Raw genomic sequence first — 12,181 nt, 5'->3', positions numbered from 1 at the left:
TTAAAAGCCCCTGCTAGCAATAGCAGGGGCTTTTATCTGTGAACTGCTTCACAGATATAAAACCACACACCTCGCGCTCAATTATTCGACAAAGCAACCAATAAAAACGTTTAAAAACAGCCGCATGCAACCTTCTCAAAAATGAGAAAGTCTCCCTCATCATTCCCATTAATAGCTCTATTTTTAACCATCCCTACGGCTTATATTTAGTTAACCAACAAGGCATCAAGCAGACAAATTTGGCTCGTTAAGTACTCTCTTTACCCGTCTTAATCAAATTGATGGCAAGGGCCTGCCCTTTGATTAGCACAGGTTTCAACTAGGCTTAGTGAACCGCTTTTACGTCACAAGATGTCGAGCAATGTCAGCCAACACAAGGGACAACCTAATGAAAATAGCCCTGTTTATACCATGCTTAGTGAACCAAATGGTTCCTGAAGTGGCCATCGCCACTCTAGAACTGTTAGAGAAACTTGGACACGAAGTCGTCCTCCCAAAAGGTCAAACCTGTTGTGGTCAGCCTATGACCAACTCAGGATGCTTTGACGAAGCAAAAAAGACCACTCTGAAACTTCTCAACGCCTTTAAAGGCGTCGAGTGTGATGCCATCGTTTGTCCAGCAGCTTCATGCCTGGTTGCTGCCAAAGAGAATTTCCACGAATTCGACAATAGCATCGAAGCCCAAAAGGTCATTGACAAACTCTACGAACTTACAGAGTTCCTACATGATGTCGCACCCATTGAGAGCTTTACTCGCGCCTTCCCCCACAAAATCAGCTTACAACTTAGTTGTCACGGCATTCGTATGCTCGATCTTGCTTCCCCAAGTGAAGAGATGGGTCCTAAATACAACAAGATGGAAGCCATTCTAGAACGTATCAAAGGCATCGAAATTGTTTACCCAGAACGCAAAGATGAATGTTGTGGATTTGGGGGAACTTTTGCTTTAGACGAAGGCTCTGTATCCGGAAAAATGGGCAAAGATAAAGCCTACTATCATGCTGCAACCGGTGCTGCTTACGCTGTGGGATTCGACCCATCTTGCTTGCTTCATCTAGACGGCACCATTCGCAAGCAAAAATTGCCAATCGAAACTCGCCATATTGCGCAAATCATTAACGCAGCACTTTAGGGAGATACCGCTATGTCTACAACAAAGGGCTCACAGGTTCATGCCCATAAAGCCGATATTTTTTGTAAAGACGAAACCAAGGTCGATTGGCATTCAAAAGCACTTTGGTTTGTCAGAGAGAAGCGTGACCGTGCCGCAGGCTCTATCCCAGAGTGGGAAGAAATTCGCGAATTAGGCTCACAAGTAAAAACCCACGCTTTAAGCCATCTTGGACACTATTTAGAAGAGTTCGAGAAGAACTGTCTTGCCAATGGTATTCAAGTTCACTGGGCTCGTGACGGTGAAGAGCATAACCAGATTGCTCACAGCATTTTGGCAAAACACAAAGTTAAGAAGCTCGTAAAGTCGAAGTCGATGTTGACTGAAGAGTGTCACATGAACCCTTACCTCGAAAAACGTGGTATTGAAGTCATTGATACCGATTTAGGTGAACGCATTATCCAGTTAGCCGAGCAGCCGCCTTCGCATATTGTATTGCCTGCAATCCATATGAAGAAAGAAGAAGTCGGCGAATTGTTCGCAGAGAAAATCGGCTCTGAAAAAGGTGCATCGGACCCAACCTACCTGACCCGTGCAGCTCGAGCCCACTTACGTGAGCACTTTTTGACTGCTGATGCGGCGATGACAGGTGTCAACATGGCAGTGGCATCAACCGGGAGCATTGTTGTTTGTACCAATGAAGGTAACGCGGATATGGGCGTTAACCTTCCTAAGCTGCAATTGCACTCTATGGGCATTGATAAGATTGTTCCAAACATGGATGGCGCGTCGGTATTGCTTCGCATGCTAGCCCGCAATGCCACGGGCCAGCCTATCACCACTTATAGTTCTTTCTATCGTGGCCCACAGCATGATGGCGAAATGCACGTCATTATTGTCGACCGCGGCCGCACGGACATGTTGAAAGACAAAATTATTGGCGAATCACTCAAATGTATCCGCTGTGGTGGCTGCCTCAACACCTGCCCAGTTTATCGTCGCTCCGGTGGCCATAGCTATAACTATACAATTCCGGGCCCTATTGGTATTGCGGTTGGCGCTCAAGATGACGACACCAACTCTATTCCTTGGGCTTGTACCCTCTGTGGTAGCTGTACATCAGTGTGTCCGACTAAGGTCCCCCTAGATCAGATTATCTTCCGTCACCGTCGCCTTAAAGCTGAATCAGGGCAACTTCCATACGGAAAAAGCTCATATATGCCACTAGTGGGCAAATTTATGGCGAGCGAAACCATGCTGAATTGTTCAATGGGTGTCGCAAGAACCGCACTACGCATTCTCCCAGGCAGTCTCATGAAACCTTTCTCTGGAGCATGGGGTAAGTACAGAGAATTACCAGCAGGCGCCTCTTCAAGCTTTGAAGCTTGGTACAAGAAGAACAGGAGTAACTAAGATGTCTAGTAAACAGCATATTCTGAATTCATTGAAAAAAGTGGCGGTGGAGCCTGTTCCAATGCCTGAGATCAACATTGTGCCAAGAACCGAAGATTTGGTCGGCCAATTTGAAACGAACCTCAAGGCTTGTGCCGGTATTCTTCGCAGAGAAGGTGGTCTAGAAGCATTACAGAGCTTCGTTGATGATTTAATGAAAGAAGGTAAACAGATTATTTCGTTTATCGATGGCATTGAGTCTAATCGTGAAATCCCAGCAACGCCACACGAATTGCGCGACATTGACTTCGCCATCATCCCTGGAGATTGGGGCGTTGCAGAAAACGGCGCAATTTGGGTCTGTTGCGATAAACTGGGTCACCGTATCACACCATTTATTTGTGAAAATCTAATTTTGACAATTGAAGAAAGCAAGATTGTGCCAAATATGCACGAAGTCTCTGACAAAGTCTCATTAGAAAGCGGCAACCTTGGCGTCTACATCGCGGGGCCATCAAAAACCGCGGATATCGAACAAGCGTTAGTTGTGGGTGCACACGGTGCATGCAGCTTAAACGTTTACCTACTCTAACTCGCTATTAGAGAACACAGCAAAGGCCGCGGCATCGACACCCGGCCTTTTTTATCAAGCTAATATTTAGTTTATTAAATACCCGCTACTTTGTCGCAAAAGAATAATCCAGTCTTACTTTTGACTTTGTTTTCACAGGTTTTCCATTTTCAAATTTTGGCGCATAGCGCCACTCACTTAGCGCCTTGATACTGGCATTGCCAAACTTACGCCCCCCTTTGACAGACAATATCTCAGGGTTAGTCACAAAGCCTTGCTCATCAATAGTAAATGAAAGCTCTACAGAACCTTCCTTATGTTTCTTAATATACTGCTTTGGCCAAACAGGCGGCTTTCGATACAAAGGGATCTGCTCTTGGGTATTAGCCCAAGGTTTCATCCGACCAATTGCGACGCAATGCTGAGTGGATTTTTCGACTTCACCTTCTTTAGAATACAACGCCACCAATTTGGCGTGTGCAGCTAATTCATACGGATGATCATATGTAAGCGTATCGAATTGCTCTACAACGGTTTCAAATAGAGCAATAGCTTCACTTTCCTGAGCATTTGCAAATTGAATTAAGCCTGCATTAAAAGTCGCTTCTAATCGTATTTTTGAATTTTCAGGGAGCTGCTGCTGATATACTTTTAACGCAGCAAGCACGCCATCACTAACGGACTTATCATATTGAGGCGTTTGTTTCAGCCGATGAAAGGCTGCCATTTTCACATCGGCCAGTAACAACTTTTGTTCAGGAGCGGCCTCCAGAATATCAATTGCTCGATAGAACATGGATTTTGCTTCTTTATCATCGCGAGTGCTTTCAGCCCCGCCCAGCAAAGGGTCAACCAACTCAACGGCGTCGTCACCGAGTCTTACCTCGCGATTTTTAACGACTTGGCTAAACAACTCATAAGCTAGAGTATTATCCGCTTCTGAGATTTGGGGCTGTTCAAGTAATGCATTTGCCCAATTCATCGCTAAATTCGCAGCATTCTCGCTTTTCGAACCATAAATAGCCGCACCAAGCTCATAGGCTGTAGCAGCAGAAGAAACCATTAATGCGGGATCTTGTTTCTTTATTGCAGTCAAATAGGCTTGATAAGATGTATCAAATGCTTGTTGGTTCTGGCTATCTGCCGCACATATAAATGAACTTGCACCAATAATGATGGGTGCAACCCATGTGATACGAAGGTTAAACATTCAAATTCCTTTTAAAAATTACGAAAAAACACACAGAAAAATAAACCGTAACAAGCCCACCAGCCTGATAACCGATGCGCTTATCGAATAGAGATTGATGTCCCTAACAGAAATTCAGTTGAAGGGCTCTCTGACTATGATTCTGACTCAAGCAACTTTTTAACTGCGTATTCAGGAGAGTTTTTTGCCGGTTGGTAATTCCGAATATATGCGCTCAACTTTCGATCCACAGTTTGCGTATGTTCCACAAACCAGTGTACTAAAAAGCTCACAAAATCCTGTAGGTTTTCTATCGCATCATCCAATTGGCTACGCTTGTTATGTAGCTGCTTAATCAGCTGGCGGTGTAACTCACTATGGCTGGCGAGGTCAGGGTAATGCGTCAAGTACATGAGGTTTTCTTCACTCAAAAAGTGAAATTCAGCATATAAAACCACTTCGTCAGCCAGTTTTAAAATGGCTGACTTACCCATATGTTGCGCGGTGATCAGTTTATTGACACAGGCCAACAGGTTTTTATGCTCTAGATCGATAGCAGCTAAATCAACATTGTATTTATCTTGCCAAGGGTAAGTATGCATATAACACTCCCATTTAGGACTTTTCTTATCTCTAAGTACAGCAAAGAAAAAGAAAAATAGATAATTCTAAATGGTATTTTTGCGTATAACCTCTAATTATTTTTTAGCCCACTTCGGGCTATTGCGTTTTGGCTTTTGAGCAGCAGAATCACGGCCATGGGGCTTAGATTGACTAGCACTGCTGCGCTTATTTTTTGAAGAGCGAAGTTTACCGTCCCTCGCAACCTTTTTCTTTGGCTTTAACGGTTCAGGTTGAGCACGATATCTTGCTGGCAGCGGAGCACCGGCTTCATAGCCCGCAACCACCTTCTGAGGGAGTTTTTTCTCAATTAATCCTTCAATTTCACTTAACTGAACTACATCACTGGGACTAACAAAGGAGATAGCCTGCCCAGCGAGACCAGCCCTGCCAGTTCGGCCAATGCGATGCACATAGTCTTCGGCCGCATCGGGCAATTCGAAATTAATGACCAATGGCAAAGCTTGAATATCCAATCCACGGGCAGCCACATCGGTGGCAACCATGACTCGTATAGCCCCGCTTTTAAAGTCCTCTAACGCTTTATTTCGTGCACCTTGGGTTTTGTCACCGTGGAATACAGCCGCTTTAATGCCGTCCAGCTTAAGCTCTTTTAACAAAAATTCAGCACTCTCTTTGGTACTGACAAATACCAACACCTGCTGCCAATTATGACGACCCACAAGCTCAGATAGCATTTCAGCTTTGCGGCGCTGATCAACCAAGTACACTGACTGGGAAATTTTCTCAGCTGTTGTTTGCGTTGTGACATTAATCCACTCAGGAGCCAACAGCATCTTATTCGCTAATTTGCGAACGTTATCGTGATATGTTGCCGAATAAAGCTGAGTTTGGTGCTGTGTAGCCACCAAAGATTTAACTCGCTCAATATCTTTCACAAAGCCTAAGTCGAGCATACGATCAGCTTCATCGATGACCAGATGAGTCACCGTCTCTAGGTTTAAACCATGCTGTCCAATCAAGTCAAACAGACGCCCAGGCGTCGCGACTAAGATATCAACCCCTTGTTGTACCGCTTTACGTTGTGGGTTTATATTTGCCCCACCATACACAGCTACGGTTTTAACCGGTAAAAATTCACTATAACGACCAATATTTTCTGCCACTTGAATCGCAAGTTCTCGCGTGGGTGTCATCACCAAAGCTCTCAATACTGAGCCTTGCTCTGCCGAATAGTTTTGCTCAAATAAGCGTTGCAGGATGGGAAGTGAAAATGCTGCGGTTTTACCTGTGCCAGTTTCAGCACAAGCCATTAAATCTTTATTTGCAAGCGCATGGGGGATTACAGCTTGCTGAACTTTTGTCAGCTGTGTATAGCCACATGCCGCAACGGCTTGCTGCAATGGCAGCGCAAGATCTAATGTTTCAAACTTCATGATTCATCCTAAAAGGCGATAGATAAATGGGCAGGACGGCGGAGTCTAGCAAACATCAAATCAACTCAACAGCGATCCAAACCATTATTGATACTTTTTATCAAATTCTTCTGCTGCTGGCTCTATCACTTCGCTTGCAACACTGAATCTTGAACTAAGTACTTTTGTTCAAAATCTTGCTCAGGTAGAGGACGTGAGAACAAATAGCCCTGCCCATAGTCACAGCCTGCTTGGCGCAATATATCGCATTGCTCTTGGGTTTCAACGCCTTCAGCAATAACTTTCATTCCGAGTTTATGCGCCATCACAATAATGGCTTCACACAAAGTAACGTCATTATCATCAGAGGTCAGATTGCGAGTAAAAGACTGATCAATTTTCAAATAATCAATATCAAACTTTTTTAAGTAAGCCAGAGATGAGTAACCTGTTCCAAAGTCATCAAGCGACACTTGAATTCCTGCATCACGGTAACTCAACAATTTTTCAGAAACCCCCATGCTTGCATCAAGCAATAAGCCCTCTGTGATTTCAATACAAACCCCGTTTCCAGTTAACTTGAGATCAGATAAGACCTTCATCCACTCACTAAAATCTGCACCTTCATCTCGAAACTGAATAGGTGATTTATTGATGCTAATTTGAATGCCTTGGCCATGCTGCTCTAACCAAGCCGCCGCTTGTTTTGCCGATTGTTCAAACACCCAATTCCCAATTTCAATAATCAAGCCGGTATCTTCTGCCACAGGGATAAACTCCGCAGGAGAAACCGTACCACGCTCAGGGTGATGCCAACGGATCAGCGCTTCCGCCTTGTACACGGCAAGATTTGTGAGATCAACAATGGGCTGGTAGTAGACTTCAAACTCTTGCGCAGCGACGGCTTGGCGCAAATCCTGAATCAAACGCATACGATACTTTGCCGACTCTTGCATTGACGGGGTAAAGTAGTTAAAACGATTACGCCCCATATCCTTTGCGGCATACATTGCTTGATCAGCGTTTTTCAACAAGCTTTCTGTGGTGTGAGCGTCATCCGGGTACAAGGTGATTCCAATACTGGCACTAACATAGGTCGTTTCATCCACCAACATATACGGGTCAGCAAGGGTTTTTAGTATTTTATTGGCGACACGATCAACCGACTTGGCATTTGAGATCCCAGTAAGCACCACGGTAAATTCATCTCCTCCTAACCGAGCCACTATATCCGTTTCTCGCACACACAACTTCAGGCGCTCAGCAGCCTCAACTAACAACAGATCACCAATATCATGACCTAAGGTGTCATTCACTTCCTTAAAGCCATCCAAATCTAAAAATAGTAAAGCAAAATGGTTCGCTGCACGGTCTGTGCGCTTTATTTCAGAGTTCAATGAGTCGAGTAACATGCGGCGATTCGGTAATCCTGTGAGCGCATCATAATTTGCCTGTTGCCAGATAAGCTGTTCACTATTCTTTTTGTCGGTAATATCCGAAAATAGTGCAACCCAGCGATTGTTCTCTCGCTCCTCGGAAGGAATTGAGTTGATCGTTAACCAAACCACCTGCTCTTCACCATTGCGATTGCGGATCCAAATTTCGCCTTGCCAGCGTTGGCATTGCCTCAGCAAGACAGCCATTCGCTTATAAAAACCTCGGCCATTGCGGCCACTTTTCAGTGCAGAGATATGCTGACCGATAATGTTGTCATTGCAAAAACCTGTGATTTCGCAAAAGGCCTGGTTCACGGTGATCACTCGCCCAGTATCATCCATGACACTCATCGCCTCACTGCTATTGTTATATACAGAAGCCGCCAGTCGCATGGATTCTTGAGCTCGTTTTGTTTCAGTAATATCACCATGAACACCACACATCCTAGTTGGGCGGCCATCTTTATCAAAACTCACAACCTTGCCAGAGTCATGGATCCAGCGAATACCGCCATTGAACGTTTGCAGCCGATATTCTGCATGGTAATGGTCAGTGTCCCCTTTCAAATGCGCTCGCAATGCCCGAATAACTGCAGGCTTATCTTGCTGTTCAATTTGTTCAAACCACAATCTATCGTTACGCTCCAAACTATCGGAGTCACAGCCAAGCATTTCTGTACATTTTGCATTGCGTTCAATTCGGTGTGCCGCAATATCCCAATCCCACAGCCCGAGTTCGCTACTGTTCAGAACAAGTTCAAGTTGTTCTTGCTTATCTAGCCTTAGCTTTTCAGCCTGCTGCAACGAGGTCATATCCATTAACGTAGCAATGACTAAATCGGCTTTACCAGCAACTCGCCGACAAGTCACAGTCAAATGCACAGGAACGATATCGCCGTTCTTGGTGAGATAGCGTTTATCGAGTTCATACTGCTCAATATCACCATCGATTAAAGATTGGTATTGCTTTGCATCTATTTGCGAATCATCAGGGTGAGTTAAGGTTGTCCAATCTCGATTTAATAGCTCTGCTTCAGTAAAACACAGCATTTTGCACACGTATGGATTGACACGGATCCAACGTTTGTCCACGGATGAAATCGCAATGCCAATATTGCCCTTATCAAATTGGTCCCGAAATAAAATGTCTTCTTGCAATTTGGCTTGAATATCTCGCTCTTTTTCATTATTCCGACTCAGTGACAACGCTAAAAGGGTACTAAAGAGCATCAGGAATGGCATAACCAACATACTCAGCGTGACAGTCAATTGTACCCTGCCCCAAGCCAAGCCATATAGACTCAACAAATATAGAACTTGAACAATCAGGCTCATTAACAACATTTCAAACCAATTAAAATCGGCCAAAATACGTTTACGCTGCAAGCGCCAAAACATGCCAACAGCAAGTGCAATGGCATAAGGAACAATGAGCGAAATTGTAAATGGATCAGCCGTCCAATAATTGAATATTGCCAAAGTAGCCAGTGATAATATTGCTGTGGCTCCTGAGAAAAACAAACCCACTAAACTCAATACAATTGGATTCAAATCAATGATCAAATCAGCTTGTAACTGCACAGGTATGAGTGAAATAAACCCGCTTCCCACACCGATCACCAACCCCATGAGTAATCGCTGAGATCCCCATGTCATGGTTGCACGAGTCAAATCGTGCAAGTAAAAAATGGTGAAAACCAGAGCGATATTTTGCACCAAAGGAAAAACGATTCCCTGTGTCATAGGGTTATTTACACCTTGTAGAAGAACGAGAAAGAAATGCGCTAACTCCATTGAGTGTAGCAAAGAATTTGCGTAATAAGATCAAACGAATAGACCGATGTGTATGCTGCAAAATGATATTGCTCTTGAGAGTAATCCTGACTTGAACAGTGAGCGTTAGCGTTGAATGCTCCGGTCTCTGTATCCTTGCAACATCTCAACGCACCTTATTCCTCCCCCTGATGACAGTACAATGGAGAAATTACCACTTAAAACCTGACAAATTCCGTAATAAAACTAGACTTTAGTAGTATAAATTTGATTTGGTGGATTGAAAAACACCGATCTAACACTAGCAAGAAAACCAAAGATAAAAACTCACCAAGCGACTGTTTTTAAGAGTAAAAATAAAGAAAAATCGATTTTAACCCCCAATAATCATGCAGCACCAAACATAGATGAACGATGAACCTTATACCTCATTATTGGTAACATATAAGTAATAAAAAAACCAAAATACTGCAATAAAAGTTCACAATAAGAGTGCGCAAGCTCAAACTTTGATATCACAACAGGTTAATCAAACCCAAAGCAAGATCTAGATCACACATCAAGCCTGACACTGTTGGTAACTTGGCGGCAAATCTTATGAAAATTTCAATTCTAATTTAAACATTAAACTTAAGTAGGTAATGATAATGGCTGCTAAATTTTTTATTCCGGCTGTAAACGTTTTAGGTCAAAATGCGGTAGATGATGCAATTGGCGATGTCAAAGCACTAGGATTTACACGGGGGCTAATTGTCACCGATAAACCTTTAGTTGAAATCGGGCTTGTTGGTGATGTTGCTGAAAAACTAAGTGCACAAGGCATAGCCACCGCTATCTTTGATGGGGTACAACCCAACCCAACGGTAGGCAATGTTGAAGCAGGCCTAAAGTTACTCAAAGAAAACGATTGTGATTTTGTTATCTCTCTTGGTGGTGGCTCACCACATGACTGCGCGAAAGGTATTGCTTTAGTCGCGACCAATGGGGGCAGCATTAAAGACTATGAAGGTGTTGACGTGTCGGCAAAACCACAAATGCCACTTGTCGCAATCAACACCACAGCAGGCACGGCTAGTGAAATGACTCGTTTTTGTATTATTACTGACGAAAGTCGCCATATTAAAATGGCCATTGTCGACAAAAACACCACCCCTATCCTGTCCGTAAATGATCCAGAGCTGATGCTGAAAAAACCAGCTGGACTCACCGCCGCAACAGGTATGGATGCACTGACCCATGCCATTGAAGCTTATGTTTCAATTGCTGCGAACCCAATAACTGATGCTTGTGCTATCAAGGCGATAGAGCTGATTCAACAAAACCTGCGTGAAGCGGTAGACAATGGCCAAAGTATCGAAGCTCGCGATCAAATGGCTTATGCACAATTCCTCGCTGGTATGGCGTTTAACAATGCAAGCTTAGGTTATGTTCATGCGATGGCCCATCAACTTGGTGGCTTCTATGATCTGCCACATGGCGTTTGCAACGCACTCTTACTGCCATATGTTCAAGAGTACAATGCACAAGTCTCAGCAGCGCGTTTAAAAGATGTAGCCGTCGCTATGGGAGTCGATGTCACTGCGATGAACGACGATGAGGGTGCACAAGCAGCAATCGCTGCTATCAAGCAACTATCAGTTGATGTGTGTATTCCAGAGAACCTCACTAAACTTGGTGTGAAGGCTCAGGATATTCCAACATTGGCAGAAAACGCGCTCAAAGATGCATGCGGATTTACCAATCCAAAGCAAGCAACCCACGAAGAAATCTGTCAAATCTTCACTAAAGCGCTTTAAGAGGGGAAGCTGGGCATATACTTAAAGAATATTAATTAACGAATTAAATATTTTTAGTGTAAGATCCCAGCGTTCGCTTTTTCCCTGCAAAGTTTAAGCTAACTAGAAAGCCTACTCGAAAGAGTAGGCTTTTGAATTTCTATACATCTGCTTATTTTTGACCGCAATATCAACTTACACAACTTTCAACCACAACAAACAATGAACCCGAGCAAATTGATTAAGTAACGAGCAATTTGCACCATTTCTCAAAAATGCGAAGCAAAAGTGAGAGCTGGCACATGGTTATTGGGTTTTGTCTCATGCTACAAAGAAGCATAGGCTTAACTAATGTCGTAGGAATTCCTAGTAAAGCCTCAACAGTTTGTAGCTTTAAAGTTTGACCAATTTTAATTTAACTGCCTATGATGGCAGTAATATTTCAAGGCGGGACACTAAACTATGACAGCGATTACCCACGTTTGTAACTACACCGTAAGATGCCCTCACTACAAAGATCCTGAACATGAAGTGACATGGAAAAACCATGTTGAAATCAACAAATCCTGCGAAATCGCACTAAATAGAATTACAAAATGGCATGGTCAACACGCCATCGAACTGATCGAACTTAACGGGCTTGCGATTCGAAAAGCCGAAGGTGTAGACACTTATTTCTCAGTTAGAAGTGATCGCCTCAAAGACGATGGCCACATATTAGTGACCTTCAAGATTCTCATGGATGATTGCGACGACAACACATGTCTAGAAGATATTGTGAGTTATCTAGCGGAAGATTATGAGAAGCGACTCGCTAAGCTAAAATAGCCCACTCAGCGCCTACAGAAAGCAGTGTTGGTAACAGCACTGCTTTTTTATTGCTTAGGCTTGACTCGTAAACACGTTAAGGAAAAAAGAAGCGAAATACTAACCCCAG

Annotated in this window: 9 protein-coding genes; 5 read left to right on the top strand and 4 right to left on the bottom strand. The window is 43.6% G+C overall.

What is annotated here, in order from left to right; genetic code table 11:
* Nucleotides 1-388: 388 nt before the first annotated feature.
* From IEY18_RS04475 to IEY18_RS04465, 3 genes are read left to right on the top strand one after another with little or no spacing between them, the layout of a single operon-like run.
* Nucleotides 389-1,132: a (Fe-S)-binding protein gene (locus IEY18_RS04475; RefSeq protein ID WP_188918248.1), complete on the top strand. Its 744-nt coding sequence runs from the start codon at nucleotides 389-391 to the stop codon at nucleotides 1,130-1,132.
* A gap of 12 nt (nucleotides 1,133-1,144) precedes the next feature.
* Entirely contained in the window at nucleotides 1,145-2,524 is a 1,380-nt protein-coding gene (locus IEY18_RS04470) for a lactate utilization protein B (RefSeq protein ID WP_188918246.1), read from the top strand.
* A 1-nt stretch (nucleotide 2,525) separates the two neighbouring features.
* A complete protein-coding gene (locus tag IEY18_RS04465) occupies nucleotides 2,526-3,095 on the top strand; it encodes a LutC/YkgG family protein (protein ID WP_188918244.1) in 570 nt (189 codons plus the stop codon).
* A gap of 85 nt (nucleotides 3,096-3,180) precedes the next feature.
* Here IEY18_RS04465 and IEY18_RS04460 read toward each other — a convergent pair whose 3' ends face one another.
* From IEY18_RS04460 to IEY18_RS04445, 4 genes are all read right to left on the bottom strand, one after another.
* Nucleotides 3,181-4,284 carry an energy transducer TonB gene (locus tag IEY18_RS04460; protein WP_188918242.1) on the bottom strand — a complete coding sequence of 368 codons (1,104 nt, stop codon included), beginning with the start codon at nucleotides 4,282-4,284 and terminating at the stop codon, nucleotides 3,181-3,183.
* A gap of 134 nt (nucleotides 4,285-4,418) precedes the next feature.
* Complete coding sequence (locus IEY18_RS04455; protein ID WP_188918239.1) at nucleotides 4,419-4,865, bottom strand: bacteriohemerythrin; 447 nt, start codon at nucleotides 4,863-4,865, stop codon at nucleotides 4,419-4,421.
* Between the two features lie 96 nt (nucleotides 4,866-4,961).
* Complete coding sequence (locus IEY18_RS04450) at nucleotides 4,962-6,281, bottom strand: DEAD/DEAH box helicase (protein ID WP_188918237.1); 1,320 nt, start codon at nucleotides 6,279-6,281, stop codon at nucleotides 4,962-4,964.
* Nucleotides 6,282-6,406: 125 nt separating this feature from the next.
* Nucleotides 6,407-9,439 (bottom strand): EAL domain-containing protein, encoded by a 3,033-nt coding sequence (locus IEY18_RS04445; protein ID WP_188918235.1) that lies wholly within the window; start codon nucleotides 9,437-9,439, stop codon nucleotides 6,407-6,409.
* A 677-nt stretch (nucleotides 9,440-10,116) separates the two neighbouring features.
* Here IEY18_RS04445 and yiaY point away from each other — a divergent pair.
* Nucleotides 10,117-11,265, top strand: coding sequence for an L-threonine dehydrogenase (gene yiaY / locus IEY18_RS04440; RefSeq protein ID WP_188918233.1), 1,149 nt, complete (start codon nucleotides 10,117-10,119; stop codon nucleotides 11,263-11,265).
* 441 nt (nucleotides 11,266-11,706) lie between these two features.
* On the top strand, nucleotides 11,707-12,072 hold the full coding sequence (locus tag IEY18_RS04435; RefSeq protein ID WP_188918231.1) for a cytoplasmic protein: 366 nt from the start codon (nucleotides 11,707-11,709) through the stop codon (nucleotides 12,070-12,072).
* Nucleotides 12,073-12,181 lie beyond the last annotated feature (109 nt).

This window comes from Shewanella gelidii (assembly GCF_014647855.1).
GTDB lineage: Bacteria > Pseudomonadota > Gammaproteobacteria > Enterobacterales > Shewanellaceae > Shewanella > Shewanella gelidii.
Note: the sequence above shows the minus strand (reverse complement) of the source record. Positions and strands in the feature narration are given on the sequence as shown.

Excerpts from the sequence above, each read along its gene's own strand:
- IEY18_RS04475 (WP_188918248.1), top strand. The coding sequence starts at position 389 with ATGAAAATAGCCCTGTTTATACCATGCTTAGTGAACCAAATGGTTCCT.
- IEY18_RS04470 (WP_188918246.1), top strand. The coding sequence starts at position 1,145 with ATGTCTACAACAAAGGGCTCACAGGTTCATGCCCATAAAGCCGATATT.
- IEY18_RS04465 (WP_188918244.1), top strand. The coding sequence starts at position 2,526 with ATGTCTAGTAAACAGCATATTCTGAATTCATTGAAAAAAGTGGCGGTG.
- IEY18_RS04460 (WP_188918242.1), bottom strand. The coding sequence starts at position 4,284 with ATGTTTAACCTTCGTATCACATGGGTTGCACCCATCATTATTGGTGCA.
- IEY18_RS04455 (WP_188918239.1), bottom strand. The coding sequence starts at position 4,865 with ATGCATACTTACCCTTGGCAAGATAAATACAATGTTGATTTAGCTGCT.
- IEY18_RS04450 (WP_188918237.1), bottom strand. The coding sequence starts at position 6,281 with ATGAAGTTTGAAACATTAGATCTTGCGCTGCCATTGCAGCAAGCCGTT.
- IEY18_RS04445 (WP_188918235.1), bottom strand. The coding sequence starts at position 9,439 with ATGACACAGGGAATCGTTTTTCCTTTGGTGCAAAATATCGCTCTGGTT.
- yiaY (WP_188918233.1), top strand. The coding sequence starts at position 10,117 with ATGGCTGCTAAATTTTTTATTCCGGCTGTAAACGTTTTAGGTCAAAAT.
- IEY18_RS04435 (WP_188918231.1), top strand. The coding sequence starts at position 11,707 with ATGACAGCGATTACCCACGTTTGTAACTACACCGTAAGATGCCCTCAC.